The sequence below is a fragment of the Roseateles agri genome, assembly GCF_034043675.1.
Taxonomy (GTDB): domain Bacteria; phylum Pseudomonadota; class Gammaproteobacteria; order Burkholderiales; family Burkholderiaceae_C; genus KK5.
Genome location: NZ_JAXCLA010000002.1, coordinates 214,017 through 227,736, shown reverse-complemented (window position 1 = coordinate 227,736; position 13,720 = coordinate 214,017). Strand labels below are relative to the sequence as shown.

15 protein-coding genes are annotated in these 13,720 nt (G+C 67.8%); 10 read left to right on the top strand and 5 right to left on the bottom strand.

The window, feature by feature from the left end; genetic code table 11:
* Window positions 1-41: 41 nt before the first annotated feature.
* Window positions 42-899 (bottom strand): subclass B3 metallo-beta-lactamase, encoded by an 858-nt coding sequence (gene bla / locus SNE35_RS05250; RefSeq protein ID WP_320421812.1) that lies wholly within the window; start codon window positions 897-899, stop codon window positions 42-44.
* A 56-nt stretch (window positions 900-955) separates the two neighbouring features.
* Between bla and SNE35_RS05245 the strand changes: the two genes are divergently transcribed.
* Window positions 956-1,405, top strand: a complete 450-nt coding sequence (locus tag SNE35_RS05245) for a YciI family protein (RefSeq protein ID WP_320421811.1) — start codon at window positions 956-958, stop codon at window positions 1,403-1,405.
* 25 nt (window positions 1,406-1,430) lie between these two features.
* Here SNE35_RS05245 and SNE35_RS05240 read toward each other — a convergent pair whose 3' ends face one another.
* The gene (locus tag SNE35_RS05240; RefSeq protein ID WP_320421810.1) at window positions 1,431-2,414 is read right to left on the bottom strand and encodes a toll/interleukin-1 receptor domain-containing protein; all 984 of its coding nucleotides are present in this window, start codon (window positions 2,412-2,414) and stop codon (window positions 1,431-1,433) included.
* 115 nt (window positions 2,415-2,529) lie between these two features.
* On the opposite strand from SNE35_RS05240, the gene SNE35_RS05235 reads away from it, so the two are divergent.
* Window positions 2,530-2,835 (top strand): hypothetical protein, encoded by a 306-nt coding sequence (locus SNE35_RS05235; protein ID WP_320421809.1) that lies wholly within the window; start codon window positions 2,530-2,532, stop codon window positions 2,833-2,835.
* 43 nt (window positions 2,836-2,878) lie between these two features.
* Here the strand turns inward: SNE35_RS05235 and SNE35_RS05230 are convergent, their stop codons facing one another.
* Together SNE35_RS05230 and SNE35_RS05225 are read right to left on the bottom strand one after the other, a co-directional pair.
* On the bottom strand, window positions 2,879-3,358 hold the full coding sequence (locus SNE35_RS05230) for an outer membrane lipoprotein (RefSeq protein WP_320421808.1): 480 nt from the start codon (window positions 3,356-3,358) through the stop codon (window positions 2,879-2,881).
* 110 nt (window positions 3,359-3,468) lie between these two features.
* Window positions 3,469-4,026, bottom strand: a complete 558-nt coding sequence (locus SNE35_RS05225) for an HNH endonuclease (RefSeq protein WP_320421807.1) — start codon at window positions 4,024-4,026, stop codon at window positions 3,469-3,471.
* A gap of 288 nt (window positions 4,027-4,314) precedes the next feature.
* On the opposite strand from SNE35_RS05225, the gene SNE35_RS05220 reads away from it, so the two are divergent.
* The 8 genes from SNE35_RS05220 to SNE35_RS05185 all read left to right on the top strand — a co-directional run bounded on the left by SNE35_RS05220 (window position 4,315) and on the right by SNE35_RS05185 (window position 13,296).
* A complete protein-coding gene (locus SNE35_RS05220; protein WP_320422358.1) occupies window positions 4,315-4,968 on the top strand; it encodes a TetR/AcrR family transcriptional regulator in 654 nt (217 codons plus the stop codon).
* Window positions 4,969-5,013: 45 nt separating this feature from the next.
* Window positions 5,014-6,804, top strand: coding sequence for an acyl-CoA dehydrogenase C-terminal domain-containing protein (locus tag SNE35_RS05215; RefSeq protein ID WP_320421806.1), 1,791 nt, complete (start codon window positions 5,014-5,016; stop codon window positions 6,802-6,804).
* A 17-nt stretch (window positions 6,805-6,821) separates the two neighbouring features.
* Complete coding sequence (locus SNE35_RS05210; protein WP_431312710.1) at window positions 6,822-7,262, top strand: DUF2147 domain-containing protein; 441 nt, start codon at window positions 6,822-6,824, stop codon at window positions 7,260-7,262.
* 85 nt (window positions 7,263-7,347) lie between these two features.
* Window positions 7,348-9,696, top strand: coding sequence for a 3-hydroxyacyl-CoA dehydrogenase/enoyl-CoA hydratase family protein (locus SNE35_RS05205; RefSeq protein WP_431312719.1), 2,349 nt, complete (start codon window positions 7,348-7,350; stop codon window positions 9,694-9,696).
* Window positions 9,697-9,711: 15 nt separating this feature from the next.
* Entirely contained in the window at window positions 9,712-10,926 is a 1,215-nt protein-coding gene (locus SNE35_RS05200) for an acetyl-CoA C-acyltransferase (protein ID WP_320421803.1), read from the top strand.
* 4 nt (window positions 10,927-10,930) lie between these two features.
* Complete coding sequence (locus SNE35_RS05195; RefSeq protein WP_320421802.1) at window positions 10,931-11,785, top strand: alpha/beta hydrolase family protein; 855 nt, start codon at window positions 10,931-10,933, stop codon at window positions 11,783-11,785.
* A gap of 20 nt (window positions 11,786-11,805) precedes the next feature.
* Window positions 11,806-12,570, top strand: a complete 765-nt coding sequence (locus SNE35_RS05190) for an enoyl-CoA hydratase (protein ID WP_320421801.1) — start codon at window positions 11,806-11,808, stop codon at window positions 12,568-12,570.
* Window positions 12,571-13,296 carry an SGNH/GDSL hydrolase family protein gene (locus SNE35_RS05185; protein ID WP_320421800.1) on the top strand — a complete coding sequence of 242 codons (726 nt, stop codon included), beginning with the start codon at window positions 12,571-12,573 and terminating at the stop codon, window positions 13,294-13,296.
* Here the strand turns inward: SNE35_RS05185 and SNE35_RS05180 are convergent.
* Window positions 13,283-13,684 (bottom strand): acyl-CoA thioesterase, encoded by a 402-nt coding sequence (locus SNE35_RS05180; protein WP_320421799.1) that lies wholly within the window; start codon window positions 13,682-13,684, stop codon window positions 13,283-13,285. The genes SNE35_RS05185 and SNE35_RS05180 overlap by 14 nt on opposite strands.
* Window positions 13,685-13,720: the final 36 nt, after the last annotated feature.

The following is a 13,720-nucleotide window of genomic DNA, read 5'->3' as shown; positions in this document are numbered from 1 at the left end:
ACTTCAGCCGTACAAGAGCGAACTTTGACCTGTTTTGGGTTTTATTGCTTGGATTGCAGGCGCGACTTCAGGTTTGCTTCGGCCTCGTCGGCGTAGGCGCGGCAGCTCATCGGTTGGGGATGCGGGTTCGCCGTGTCGGCATAGTTCCAGCCGCTCTGGTCGGGGTGTGGGGTCAGCAGCAGGTCGCAGGGGAGGGTGCGGATCCGCGCGATGCTGCCCGTGTAGGCCTCGACGATGTGCGGGTAGCCGAGATTGCCGACCAACTGGTAGCCGGGCGCGCTGAGGCTGTCGACATAGGCGATGCGCAGCGGCTTGCCGCCCTGCGTGTCTGTCCAGGTCCAGCTGGTGCTGCCGGGCGTGTGGCCGGGGGTGAAGGTGGGCGTGAAGGTGATGGCGCCGAGCTGGATGAGCTCGCCGTCCTGGATCAGGCGGTCGGCCTGCACCGGCGGGTAGGCGATGTCGTCGCCGAAGTGGATGTCGTGCGTACCGCCGCGGGCCATCAGCGCGGCCGATTCGGCGTTCGCGACCAGCGTGGCGCCGGTGGCGCGCTTGACTGCGGCCAGCGGGCCGGCGTGGTCGGCGTGGGCATGGGTGTTCAGGATCAGCTTCACGTCGCCCGGCTGCAGGCCCAGCTTGCGGATGTTGGCCAGCAGCAGCTCGGCCGCCTGCGGCATGCCGCCGTCGATCAGCACCGCGCCGGCCTCGGTCTTGATCAGCAGCGCCGTGATGCCCGCGGCGCCGACCTGCCAGGTGTGGTCGGCGATGCGCAGCGGCGCGATCGGCGTCAGCCAGCCGGGTTGGGCGAGGTAGGGCTTGAGCTGAGGCAGGTCATCGGCGGCGCGGGCGCTGGCGGCGGCGAGCAGGGCAGCAAGAAGGAGGGTCAGGGGGCGTGTTTTCATGGAGGGGCATTGTGGAGGCCGCCGCTACGATGGCATGCCGCTTGAAGGAGACGACGATGTTTCGAATCGCAATCGCCGCGCTGCTGGCTTGCGCCATGCCGGCCGCCTTGGCCCAGGCACCGGCCTTCGACGAGGCCCTGGCCAAGAGCGTCGGTGCCGACGAGCACGGCATGCGTGCCTATGTGCTGGTGATCCTGAAGACCGGGCCGAACAAGATGCCCGCCGGGCCCGAGCGCGACGAGATGTTCAAAGGCCACTTCGCCAACATCAAGCGCCTGGCCGACGAAGGCAAGCTGGCGGTGGCCGGTCCCTTCGACGGCACGGACGGCTGGCGCGGCATGTTCATCTTCGCGGTGAAGGACATCGACGAGGCGCGCGCGCTGACGGCCAGCGACCCGGTGATCGCCAAGGGCGAGATGGTGGCCGAGTTCCACAAGTACTACGGCTCGGCGGCGCTGATGCTGGTGCCCACCGAGCATCAGAAGGTGGCGAAGAAGTCGTTCTGAGCGCCGGCCTGCCGTTCAGCGCGGCTCAGGGCACGACGCGGGACGGGCCTTCGCGGTTGTCCTCGGCAGCGGCCTCGCGCGAGGCCGGCTTGACGCAGACATGGTCGCCATCGAAGGCCTCTCGCCAGACAAAGCCGACGACACAGGTGTCCGGCCCGCTGGCGCCGCCCTTCGGCCGTCGGCGGCTGTCGGCCTGTTGGTTCTCGTTGACCGTGATCGAGCGGCGCTTGGGCGTGACGCAGACGATGTCGCCCGGCCGCGCCTCGCGCCACACATAGCCGTTGACGCAGATGCCGCTGCCGTGGGCCGTGGGTTGCGTCGGTGCGGGGGCTGGAGCGGGCGTCGGCGTGGAAGCCGGGGCCGAGGCGGGACCGGCGCCGGTCGCCGGCAGCGTCAGCGGTGTCGAGGCCGACAGGACCACCGGCGGCACGACGGATGGCTTCGCAGCCGGCCAGAAATGGATGCCGGCCAATGTCGCGGCCGCCAGCGCGCCGACGGCGCCGAGCGGCAGCCAGCGTCGCCGCGGCGAGGGCTCGCCGCCCGGCGTGCGTTCGAGCACGCGCCGCAGCGCGGTGATCAGCAGTTGCACGTCGGAATCCCAGCGCGCGTGGCTCAGCTCGACGGCGTTGCGGTAGGCCAGGTCGTGCAGGTCGGCCGGCAGCTGATCCGCGCGCGGCATCTGCGCGCCGTGCACCAGTACCGGCACGACCGGGATGTCGCGCTTCAGCGCGGCCGCGGTCTCCAGGCGCACGAAATCGTCCGGGTCGTCGATGCGGCGCCGCCCCTGTTCGTCCGTCAGGGTGAGCCAGCCTCGGCCGATGAGCGCCAGCAGCACGCCGCAGTCGGCGGTGTTGCGCTCGATCGCGCGGCGGAAGTCGACGCCGGGTTCGATCGTCGCCACGTCCATGAACACATGCTCCGCCCCGAACTCGCTGCGCAGCGCCTCGAACAGGCGGCCGGCCTGGCCTTCGGTGTCGTCGCGCCGGTAGCTGATGAAGATGTTCTGCATCGGCCCGACTTATACGCTGCGGCGCGCGGCGCCGGTTCCACTCCCTTGTGGAGGAACCGCTGACATAACGAGTTACTCGATTGACCGGCATGCGCCGATCGATTCCACTCGGCGCATGAACGAGCTGCTCGCCGCCTATCGTTACCTGTCCAACAACTTTGGGCAGATCCAGGCCAGCAAACGCTGCGGCTGCTGCAACTGCATGGAGGTCTTCCCGCCCGAGGAGATCGTCGGCTGGCTGGGCCTGACCATGGACAACATGAACGACCCGAGCGCGGTGGAGCAGCAGACGGCGATGTGCCCCTACTGCGGGGCCGAGGCGGTGCTGGCAGACAAGTCGGGCCTCCCGATCAACGCGGTCTTCCTGCAACGCATGAACGAGGCCTGGTTCCAGCGCACGCTGATCCGCAAGCCGAAATGAAAAAAGCCGCAGCGAGGCTGCGGCTTGTTCGCCGAGGGAGCGATCAGCTCCTGTCGGGCGCGACGACGACCGGCGCACGCGTGATGCGGGTCTTGCCGGCGGTGGTCGTCAGGATCACCGCGTCGCCCGCAGCCAGCGTCTCTTCGCCGCGGCCCTGGATCACCGAGCGGCGCTCGCCATTGCGCAGTTGCACGAGGATCTCGTAGCCATCCTGGCGGGTCGAGCTGCGCTCGACCGCGTTACCGATCAGCGCGCCAGCGATCAGGCCGACGACGCTGCCCGCCTGGCGGTCACGCCAGTTGCCGCCGACGCCGCCACCGGCCACCGAGCCGACCATCGCGCCGCTGACCGCGCCGATGCCGCTCTGCGAGCCATCCACCGTGACGGGGCGGACCGAGAGGACCGTCGCGTCCTGCACGGTCGACATGCGCTGGGTGTCGCGGTACTGCACGACGTCGGGGCTGCTGGTGGCGCAGGCGCTCAGGGCGACGACGCTGGCGACGATCAAAATCTTCTTCAACATGATGCGAACTCCACGGGGGCGATGAGCGCCCAACGGGGCATATTGTGCCGACGTTGACGCGGCCAAGACGTCTTTACCTTCAAGCAACGAGCCGCAGCTTATGTGTCGGTTCAGCCATGCAGACGGCTCGAGCGCGGCACGCTGGCGAGCAGGAACTCCATCTGGTCGGCCAGGATGCGGCGGCCGCGCAGGATCATGTCTTCGTGCAGGCTGGGCACGTAGGGCAGGTAGAGCAGGCTCATGTTCGCCTCCTCCGGCAGCCGGTTGCCCTTGCGGCCGTTGCAGCCACGGCAGGCGGTGATGCAGTTCATCCACGTGTCCTGGCCGCCGCGCGATGTGGGCTGGATGTGCTCGCGGGTCAGGTCGTCCAGATGATGGGTGTGGCCGCAGTAGGCGCAAACGTGGCGGTCACGCAGGAAGAGCTTGCTGTTGGAGAGGGCCGGAGCCTGACGCCAGGCCCGGCTGGGGACGGCGCCGCGCACCGCCACGATCGGGTGGACCTCGATGCGCGACTGCTGGCCGGTGCGGCGCTGCAGGCCACCGCGCAGCGTCTGGCACGGGTCGCCAAGCGTCCAGGCAATGCCGTCGCTCGCGTAGATCACGGCGGCTTCACGGGTCGTGATCCAGGCTTGCGGCCGGCCAGAGACATCCAGTTGAAGCACGTCCACAGCGTTGACCTCCAGCGGCTAGGGTACTGCAATAGTGCGCGCTAACTCAAGATCTGGCGGGGGTCACTGGGGAATTCCCGCATGGCGGCGAGGCGTTCATCGACATGTCATCGAAAGATCCCGCGAATGCACGGCGGCTCTGCTTTTTGCAGCGCTCGAAAAAATTTAATAAAAAAGCACGACCGTTCGTTTTATTATTCGCGCTCCGAATTCAGCCCGAACGACGACGCCGTGTCAGCCCTGCCCAGTGCCAGCAAGCCTTCCGTAGCCGCTCCGCGACCGAAGCCGGTGCGCGTGGCCCGTTCGCTCCAGAAAGGCCAGCAGACCCGCGCCGTCATCCTCGACGCCGCGCTGGCGCTGGCCTCGCACATGGGCCTGGAAGGGCTGTCGATCGGCGCGCTGGCGGACGTGACGAAGATGAGCAAGTCGGGCGTGTTCGCCCATTTCGGCTCGCGCGAGGAACTGCAGATCGCCGTCGTCACCGAATACCACCGGAAGTTCGAGGAAGAGGTGTTCTTCACCTCGATCCGCGAGCCGCGCGGCCTGCCGCGGCTGCGCGCGATGTTCGAGCGCTGGGTGTACCGCGTCTCGCAGGAGATCGACTCCGGCTGCATCTACATCAGCGGCGCCGTCGAGTTCGACGACCGCCCGGGCCCGGTGCGCGATGCGCTGGTGGCCATGGTCCATGCCTGGCACTCGGCGATGAGCAAGGCCATCGGCATGGCCAAGGACGAAGGCCACCTGCGCGCCGATGCCGACGTTGAACAGATCCTGTTCGAACTGCACGGCCTGATCCTCTCGCTGCACCACGACGCCCGCTTCATGCGCATACCCGGCGCCCTGCCGCGGGCCGGCACAGGCTTCGAGCGCATGGTCCAGTTCTACGCCACCGCGGCGGGTATCGCGGCCGATGCAGAGCATCGCCGCGTGCCGTCCAGGTAAACCGTTACTTCCTTTCCACACTCACCCGTCCTCCAGGAGACCGACATGCCCCAGTACAACCCGCCGCTGCGCGACATGCAGTTCGTGATGCACGAGCTGCTCAACGCGGTCGACGAACTGAAGCAGTTGCCCGCGCACGCCGACATCGACGTGGACACGATCAATGCCGTGCTGGAAGAGGGCGGCAAGTTCGCCTCCGAGGTGCTCGCGCCGATCAACCTGAGTGGCGACCTGGAAGGCTGCACGCTCGACAAGACCACGCACGAGGTCAAGCCGCCGAAGGGCTTCAAGGAAGCCTACGCCCAGTACATCGAAGGTGGCTGGCCCGCGCTGGGCTGCGACCCGGAGTACGGCGGCCAGGGCCTGCCGGTACTGCTGAACCAGGCGCTGTACGAGATGCTGAATTCGGCCAACCAGGCCTGGACTATGTATCCCGGCCTGTCGCACGGCGCGTATGAGGCGCTGCACGCCCACGGCACCGACGAGCAGAAGAAGACCTACCTGCCCAAGCTGACCAGCGGCGAGTGGACCGGCACCATGTGCCTGACCGAGCCGCACTGCGGCACCGACCTGGGTCTGTTGCGCACGAAGGCCGAGCCGCTGGGCGACGGCAGCTACAAGATCACCGGCTCGAAGATCTTCATCTCCGCCGGCGAGCACGACATGGTGGACAACATCGTCCACCTGGTGCTGGCGCGCCTGCCGGATGCACCGCAAGGCTCCAAGGGCATCTCGCTGTTCGTCGTGCCCAAGTTCAAGGTCAACGCCGACGGCTCGCTGGGCGAGCGCAACCCGGTGTTCTGCACGGGCCTGGAGCACAAGATGGGCATCCACGGCAACGCCACCGCGCAGATCGCGCTGGACGGCGCCGTCGGCACGCTGGTCGGCCAGCCGAACAAGGGCCTGATGGCGATGTTCGTGATGATGAATGCCGCCCGCCTGGGCGTCGGCAACCAGTCGCTGGGCCTGACCGAGGTGGCCTACCAGAACGCCGCGGCCTACGCGAAGGACCGCATCCAGATGCGCGCGCTGTCCGGCCCGAAGGCGCCGGACAAGCCGGCCGACCCGATCATCGTTCACCCCGACGTGCGCAAGATGCTGCTGACCGCGCGTGCCTACGCCGAAGGCGGCCGTGCGCTGTCGATGTACGTGGCGCTGACGCTGGACAAGGCGCTGTCCTCGGGCGACGCCGATGAACGCAAGGAAGCCGACGACGAGGTCGCGCTGCTGACGCCGATCGTTAAAGCCTTCATCTCCGACAACGCGTGGATCGCCACCTCGCACTGCATGCAGGTGTACGGCGGCCACGGCTACATCCACGAGTCGGGCGTCGAGCAGTTCGTGCGCGACTCGCGCATCAACATGACCTACGAAGGCACGAACACCGTGCAGTCGCTGGACCTGCTGGGCCGCAAGATCCTGTCGAACAACGGCGCCGTGCTGAAGAAGTTCGGCAAGAAGATCGCCGCCTTCGTCGAGGAAGAGGGTACGAACGAGGCGATGCAGGAGTTTATCAACCCGCTGGCCGACATCGGCGACAAGGTCACCAAGCTGACGACCGAGATCGGCATGAAGGCCTTCCAGAACCCCGATGAAGTCGGCGCCGCCGCGGTGGACTACCTGCGCGTGGCCGGCCACATGGTGTTCGCCTACTTCTTCGCCCGCATGGCCAAGATCGCGCTGGAGAAGAAGGACTCGGGCGACAGCTTCTACACCGCGAAGCTCTACACCGCGCGCTTTTACTTCGCCAAGCTGTTGCCGGAAACGGCCTCGCTGATCCGCACCGCCCGCTCCGGCCTGTCTCCGCTGATGGAGATGGACGAGGCCCTGTTCTGACCGGAGCTCCCATGATGATGAAGAAGCAACTCATCGCGGCAGCGACGCTCTTCCTGGCAGCCGGCGCGGCGTTCGCACAGGCCGCCAGCCCGGTGGGCCTGTGGAAGACGATCGACGACGACGGCAAGACCGCCAAGTCGCTGGTGCGCATCACCGAGAGCGGCGGTGTGCTCAGCGGCACGATCGAGAAGATCTTCGACGCCGGCAAGCAGGACGCCAAGTGCGACCAGTGCAAGGACGAGCGCAAGGACAAGCCGATCGTCGGCATGACCATCATCCGCGGCGTCAAGGCCGACGGCGATGACAAGGCCCAATGGAGCGGCGGCGAGATCCTCGACCCCTCCAACGGCAAGACCTACAAGACCAAGATCTGGACCGAGGACGGCGGCAAGACGCTGAACGTGCGTGGCTACATCGGCTTCCTGTACCGGACCCAGGTCTGGCAAAAAGCCGAGTAAAGAGCCGAGTGAACTCAAAGTTAGGAGAAGTTTCGTGACAAGTCGATTCCAAGTTCGCAAAGTCGCCGTGCTCGGCGCGGGCGTGATGGGCGCGCAGATCGCCGCGCACCTGGTCAACGTCAAGGTGCCGGTGGTGCTGTTCGACCTGCCGGCCAAGGAAGGCCCGAAGAACGGCATCGTCACCAAGGCGATCGACGGGCTGAAGAAGCTCAAGCCCGCGCCGCTGGGCAACGCCGCCGATGCCGCGCTGATCCAGCAGGCCAACTACGAGGAACACCTCGAACTGCTGAAGGACTGCGACCTCATCATCGAGGCGATCGCTGAGCGCATGGACTGGAAGCTCGATCTCTACAAGAAGATCGCGCCCTTCGTCGCGCCGCATGCGATCGTCGCGTCCAACACCTCGGGCCTGTCGATCACGAAGCTGTCCGAAGTGCTGCCCGAAGAGATCAAGCCGCGCTTCTGCGGCATCCATTTCTTCAACCCGCCGCGCTACATGTACCTGGTCGAGCTGATCAACACGCCGACCACGCAGCCCGAGGTGATCGACCAGCTCGAGAGCTTCGTCACCACCGCGCTGGGCAAGGGCGTCGTGCGCGCCAACGACACGCCCAACTTCGTCGGCAACCGCATCGGCGTGGCCGGCATGATGGCCACGATGATCGAGGCACAGAAGTTCGGCCTCAGCGTCGATGTGGTCGACGACCTGACCGGCAAGAAGCTGGGCCGCGCCTCCAGCGGCACCTTCCGCACCGCGGACGTGGTGGGCCTGGACACGATGGCCCACGTGATGAAGACGATGCAGGACAACCTGCAGAGCGATCCGTTCTACGGCATGTACGCCACGCCGCCGGTGCTGGCCAAGCTGATCGAGGCGGGCGCGCTGGGCCAGAAGGCCGGTGCCGGTTTCTACAAGAAGGTCGGCAAGGACATCCAGCGCCTGGACTTTGCCAGCGGCGAGTACGTGGCCGGCGGCAAGAAGGCCGACGAGATCGTCGCCCGCATGCTGAAGAAGCCCGCGCCCGACCGCATCAAGCTGCTGCGCGAATCGACGAACCCGCAGGCGCAGTTCCTGTGGGCGATCCTGCGTGACGGCTTCCACTACGCGGCCGTGCACCTTGCCGATGTGGCCGACACGGCGCGCGAGATCGACTTTGCGATGCGCTGGGGCTTTGGCTCGCAGCAGGGGCCGTTCGAGCTGTGGCAGGCCGCCGGCTGGAAGCAGGTGGCCGAGTGGATCGCCGCCGACATCGCCGAAGGCAAGACGCTGTCCAGCGCGCCGCTGCCCGCCTGGGTGACGGAAGGCCCGGTGGCCGAGAACGGCGGCGTGCACAGCAAGGCCGGCTCCTGGAGCGCCAAGGAAGGCCGCTTCAAGCCGCGCGCCGCGTTGCCCGTCTATGCCCGTCAAGCCTTCCCGGAATCGCTGGTCGGCGACGGCTCGATTGCGCCGCTGCAGGCCGGCACCGAGGAGTTCAAGAACGAGGAAGTGCGCGTCTGGTCGCTGGACGGCGAGGTGCTGATCGCCTCGATCACCGCCAAGCTGCACCTGATCTCGCCGACGGTGACCGAGGGCCTGCTGAAGGCCGTCGAGATCGCCGAGGCGAAGTACAAGGGCCTGGTGATCTGGTCGCCGGACGATGTGTTCTCGGCCGGTGCCAACCTCGAATCGCTGATGCCGGTGTTCATGAAGTCGGGCGCCAAGGGCATCTTGCCGGAAGAGAAGAAGCTGCAGGACATGATGCTGCGCATCCGCTACGCGCAGGTGCCAGTGGTCTCCGCGATGCGTGGCCTGGCCTTGGGTGGCGGCTGCGAGCTGGCCGTCTACAGTGCGCGCCGCGTGGCCCACATGGAGAGCTACATCGGCCTCGTGGAAGTGGGTGTGGGCCTGCTGCCCGGCGGCGGCGGCCTGACCTACATCGCACGCCGCGCGGCCGAGATGGCCAACGCCGGCAACGCCGCTGCGGACATCTTCGCCTTCCTCAAGGACGGCTTCACCAGCGCCGCCACGGCCAAGGTCGCGACCTCGGCACTGGAAGCGAAGCAGATGGGCTTCCTGATCGACGGCGACGTGATCGTGCCGAACAAGGACGAACTGCTGTTCGTCGCCTCGGCCCAGGTCAAGGCGATGGCCGATTCTGGCTACCGCCCGCCGGCGAAGGCGCTGTTCCCGGTGGCGGGCCGTTCGGGCATCGCCACGGTGAAGGCCCAGCTCGCGAACATGCGCGATGGCGGCTTCATCAGCGCGCACGACTTCCACATCTCCGCGCTGATCGCCGATGTGGTCTGCGGTGGCGACGTCGAGGCCGGCTCGCTGGTCAGCGAGGAATACCTGATGACGCTGGAGCGCCAGCACTTCTGCGGCCTGCTGGAGCACCCGAAGACGCAAGAGCGAATCATGGGCATGTTGTCGACCGGCAAGCCGGTGCGCAACTAAGGAGTACCGAAGATCATGAGCAAGCAAGTTCAAGAAGCCTACATCTGCGCTGCCACCCGCCTGCCGATCGGCAAGTCGGGCCGCGGCTACTACAAGAACACGCGGCCGGACGAGATGCTGAGCCGCGCCATCCAGGCCGCGATGGCCCAGGTGCCGGGCCTCGACCCCAGCGTGATCGAGGACGCGATCATCGGCTGCTCCTTCCCCGAGGCCGAGCAGGGCATGAATATCGCCCGCGTGGCGGCCGTGCTGTCGGGCCTGCCGAACACGGTGGGCGGCGTGACGGTGAATCGCTATTGCGCCTCGGGCATCACGGCCCTGGCGATGGCGGCGGACCGCATCCGCGTCGGCGAGTCGGAGGTGATGATCGCCGGCGGCGTCGAGTCGATGAGCATGGTGCCGATGGGCGGCAACAAGCCGTCCTTCCCGCCCGCGATCTTTGAGCGCGACGAGAACATCGGCCTGGCCTACGGCATGGGCCTGACGGCCGAGAAGGTGGCCGCGCAGTGGAAGGTCTCGCGCGAGCAGCAGGACGCCTTCGCGCTGGAATCGCACCGTCGCGCGCTGGCCGCCATCGAGGCCGGCCACTTCAAGGACGAGATGACGCCGTTCGAGCTGGTTACCCGCTCGCCCAATCTGGCGGATGGTTCGATCACCGTGAAGAAGCGCATCGTCGACATCGACGAGGGCCCGCGCGCGGACACCTCGCCGGAAGGCCTGGCCAAGCTGCGGCCGGTGTTCGCCGCCAAGGGCAGCGTCACCGCCGGCAACAGCTCGCAGACGTCCGACGGCGCGGGTGCGCTGATCGTGGCGTCCGAGGCCGCGGTCAAGCGCTTCGGCCTGACGCCGCTGGCGCGCTTCGTCTCCTTCGCCGTGCGCGGCGTGCCGCCGGAGATCATGGGCATCGGCCCGATCGAGGCGATCCCCGCCGCGCTGCGCCTGGCCGGCATCAAAGCCGAGGACCTGGGCTGGGTGGAGCTGAACGAGGCTTTCGCCGCGCAATCGCTGGCCGTGCTGAACGACCTGGACAGCAAGGGCATCGTGCTGGATCGCAGCAAGGTCAACCCGAATGGCGGCGCGATCGCGCTGGGCCACCCGCTGGGTGCCACCGGCGCGATCCGCGCGGCTTCGGTCGTGCACGGCCTGCGCCGCACCGGCGCGAAGTACGGCATGGTGACGATGTGCGTCGGCGCCGGCCAGGGCGCGGCGGGCATCATCGAGCGCCTCTGACCCGATGGGCACGCCGCTCAGCTTCCAGGCCGCCGACGGCTTCACGCTGAGCGGCATGCTCTACGGCGATCCGGGCCGGGCCCGCGCCGGCCTGCTGATCGCCCCGGCGATGGGTGTCGAGCAGCGCTACTACGCGGGCTTCGCACAGTGGATGGCCGAGCAGGGCTGGCTGGTGTTGAGCTTCGACTACCGCGGCATGGGCGCTTCGCGACCGGCTTCGTTGAAGGGCCTGCAGGCGGACATCGGTACCTGGGCGCGGCTGGACGCCGCCGCGGCGCTCGATGAACTGGCCGGCAGGCTGGGCGAGAGGCCGATCCATTGGGTGGGCCATTCGCTCGGCGGCCAGATCTTCGGCATGCTGCCCAACCGCGAGCGGGTGTCGCGCGTCGTCACCGTCGGTTGCGGCAGCGGTTACTGGCGCGAGAACGCCGCTGCGCTGCGGCGTTATGTCTGGTGGCTGTGGTACGTCGTCGTGCCGCTGGCGCTGCCCTTGTTCGACTACTTTCCAGGCCGCCGGCTGCGCAAGGTCGGCGACCTGCCGCGTGGCGTGATGGCGCAGTGGCGGCGCTGGTGCCTGGACCGCGACTACATGATGGGCGAGGGTGGCACGGCGCTGCGCGAGCACTATGCCGCCTTGACCTTGCCGATGCTGTCGCTGGGCTTCACCGACGACGAGTTCATGTCCCGCCGCAATATGGAGTCGCTGCACGGCTTCTACGCTGGCGCGCGGCCGGAGATGCGCCGCATCGCGCCCACCGACGTCGGCGCGCGCCGCATCGGCCACTTCGGCTTCTTCCGCGAGCGCTTCGCCGCGACGCTGTGGCCGCAGGTGCCGGCCTGGCTGCAACAATCCCGCTGAATCCCTAGGAGACCCTCCCCATGAGCATCAAGACATTCATCGTCGACGGCGTCGCGACGATCGAGATCGCCCGCCCCGAGAAGAAGAACGCGCTGACGCAGCAGATGTACCAGGACATGGCTGACGGCATCAACGCAGCAGCCGCCAATGGCGAAGTGCGCGCGATCCTGATCACCGGCCAGCCGGGCATCTTCACCTCGGGCAACGATATCGAGGACTTCATGAACAGCCCGCGCAAGGGCCTGGACGCGCCGGTGTTCCAGTTCATGGAAGCGCTGATCGGCTGCGACAAGCCGGTGATCGCCGCCGTCACCGGTGCGGCGATCGGCATCGGCACGACGATGCTGCTGCACTGCGACTTCGTCTATGTGGCCGACGACGCGCGCCTGGCGATGCCCTTCGTCAGCCTGGGCCTGGTGCCCGAATTCGCGTCCAGCGTGATCGTGCCGCAGCTGATGGGCAACCGCCGCGCAGCCGAGCGGATCCTGCTGGGCGACCCGTTCACTGGCGAGCAGGCCGTGGAATGCGGCATCGCCAATGCGGTGCTGCCCGCCAGCGAGGTGCTGAAGCACGCGCGCCGCGTGGCCGAGCGCTTCAACAGCCTGGCGCCCGGCGCGGTGCGCGACAGCAAGCGCCTGATGCGCGAGCCGCAGCGCGCGCAGCTGCGCGAGGTCTACAAGGCCGAGGCCGAGGTGTTCGGCGCGCGACTGCGTTCGCCCGAGGCTACGGAAGCCTTCCAGGCCTTCTTCCAGAAGCGCAAGCCGGACTTCAGCAAGTTCCAGTAAGTGAGGCTTCTGGCCGCCAAGCTGGCGCTGGCGCCGCTGCTCGTCTGGCAAGGTGCCCGCGTGCGGCGCACGGCGCTGCGCTTGCCGGAAGCGGCGGGGCCGCGCGAAGGCTCGGTGGGCGAAGACGATTTGCAGCTGCGGCTGCTGATCGTCGGTGACTCGTCCGGGGCGGGCGTCGGTGCTGCACATCAGGACGAGGCGCTGGCCGGGCGCCTGGCCACGGCGCTGGCGCAGCGGCTGGGCGGTCGGGTCGAATGGCAATTGCTCGCGACGACCGGGCACACGACGCGCGACGCGCTCGATGGGATGCAGCACGCGGGCCTGAGGCCTGCCGATGTGCTGGTCACGGCACTGGGCGTCAACGATGCAGTCGGCCAGGTCGCGCCGCGGCGCTGGCTGGAGCAACTGAGCGCCATCGACGCGCTGGCCCGCGAGCGTGCCGGCGTGCGCTTCACCTTGCACAGCGCCGTGCCGCCGATGCACGAGTTCCCTTTGCTGCCGCAGCCGCTGCGCTGGCTGCTGGGCGCGCAGGCCCGCCGCTTGAATGTTGCGTTAGCGGCCGACCTGGGGCCGGGCCGTGCGATGCAGGCGCTGCCGGCGGAGCTGCAGGGCGAACGCGCCGCCGAGCTGATGGCGCCGGATGGCTTCCATCCGAACCCGGCCGGCTACGCCTTGTGGGCCGAGACGCTGGCGGAGCGTCTGGCGAGCGAACTCAGGGCGTGTTGAACGGCCGCGGCTTGCCGTCGCGGTCGATCGCGACGTAGGTGAGGTTCGCCTGCGTGACCTTGACGAGTTGTGGGTCCGCCGGGTTGCGCTCGGCCTCCACCTCGACGTGCACGGTAATGGAGGTGCGGCCGATGCGCACGACGCGGGCGTAGAAGGACAGCAGGTCGCCCACCGAGACAGGCTGCTTGAAGATGAACTCGTTCACCGCCACGGTGGCGACGCGGCCTCGTGAGATCCGCAAGGGCAGCACCGAGCCGGCCAGGTCGACCTGCGCCATGATCCAGCCGCCGAAGATGTCGCCGTTGCCGTTGGCATCGGCGGGCATCGGCATCACGCGCATCACGAGCTCGCGGGGACTGGCGGAAGGGTCGGAAGTGGCGTCGGTCATGCGCTTGGTCTTGAACTGAGAGAATCAGGCGCCATT

What these genes read in the sequence shown, in the direction of transcription:
- bla (WP_320421812.1), bottom strand. Translation starts at nt 899, where the DNA reads ATGAAAACACGCCCCCTGACCCTCCTTCTTGCTGCCCTGCTCGCCGCC.
- SNE35_RS05245 (WP_320421811.1), top strand. Translation starts at nt 956, where the DNA reads ATGTTTCGAATCGCAATCGCCGCGCTGCTGGCTTGCGCCATGCCGGCC.
- SNE35_RS05240 (WP_320421810.1), bottom strand. Translation starts at nt 2,414, where the DNA reads ATGCAGAACATCTTCATCAGCTACCGGCGCGACGACACCGAAGGCCAG.
- SNE35_RS05235 (WP_320421809.1), top strand. Translation starts at nt 2,530, where the DNA reads ATGAACGAGCTGCTCGCCGCCTATCGTTACCTGTCCAACAACTTTGGG.
- SNE35_RS05230 (WP_320421808.1), bottom strand. Translation starts at nt 3,358, where the DNA reads ATGTTGAAGAAGATTTTGATCGTCGCCAGCGTCGTCGCCCTGAGCGCC.
- SNE35_RS05215 (WP_320421806.1), top strand. Translation starts at nt 5,014, where the DNA reads ATGCCCCAGTACAACCCGCCGCTGCGCGACATGCAGTTCGTGATGCAC.
- SNE35_RS05210 (WP_431312710.1), top strand. Translation starts at nt 6,822, where the DNA reads ATGAAGAAGCAACTCATCGCGGCAGCGACGCTCTTCCTGGCAGCCGGC.
- SNE35_RS05205 (WP_431312719.1), top strand. Translation starts at nt 7,348, where the DNA reads ATGGGCGCGCAGATCGCCGCGCACCTGGTCAACGTCAAGGTGCCGGTG.
- SNE35_RS05200 (WP_320421803.1), top strand. Translation starts at nt 9,712, where the DNA reads ATGAGCAAGCAAGTTCAAGAAGCCTACATCTGCGCTGCCACCCGCCTG.
- SNE35_RS05195 (WP_320421802.1), top strand. Translation starts at nt 10,931, where the DNA reads ATGGGCACGCCGCTCAGCTTCCAGGCCGCCGACGGCTTCACGCTGAGC.
- SNE35_RS05190 (WP_320421801.1), top strand. Translation starts at nt 11,806, where the DNA reads ATGAGCATCAAGACATTCATCGTCGACGGCGTCGCGACGATCGAGATC.
- SNE35_RS05180 (WP_320421799.1), bottom strand. Translation starts at nt 13,684, where the DNA reads ATGACCGACGCCACTTCCGACCCTTCCGCCAGTCCCCGCGAGCTCGTG.